This is a genomic window from Ignatzschineria sp. PL_is040 (assembly GCF_055813795.1).
Window position 1 is genome coordinate 1 of the sequence record NZ_JBVPGU010000037.1, and the last position, 516, is coordinate 516.

1 protein-coding gene is annotated in these 516 nt (G+C 46.5%); it reads right to left on the minus strand.

Translation table 11 applies throughout. The features are described 5' to 3' along the window. Positions 1-516 (minus strand): tandem-95 repeat protein (locus tag AC0SAP_RS10355; RefSeq protein ID WP_473384107.1); only part of this gene is annotated, 516 nt, incomplete at both ends.

A 516-nucleotide genomic window follows, 5' to 3' on the forward strand; every position in this document is an offset into this window, starting at 1 on the left:
CCGTTGTAATCTTTGTTGGGCGTATACGTAAACTCTCCGGTTTTCTCATCAAGTAAGACACTTCCCGAGGTTGGTTTTTTCTCAAGTGTATACTTCAAGGTATCGCCATCAACATCCGTAACACCCGTAATTGCGCCTTTTTTCGGCTCATCTTCTAGGGTGGTAATCGGTTGTTCTTCAGCTTTAACTACTGGCGCATCATTCACCGGCGTGACTGTTACAGGAATCGTAACAGTCACTTCACCACCATTGCCATCAGATACGACGACCGTGAATTCATCATCACCGTTGTAATCTTTTTTCGGCGTATAAGTGTATTCGCCGGTTTCTTCGTTAATTGTGACTGAACCATTCTTCGGCTGATCACCAACTTGATAGGTTAGCTCATCCCCCCCATCAACATCGTGACCTTTAACCGCTCCTTTTACTGGCGTATCTTCTTCCGTCTTAATCGCTGGCGATTCAGCCGTTGGCGCATCATTCACCGGTGTGACTGTTACAGGAACCGTCACAGTG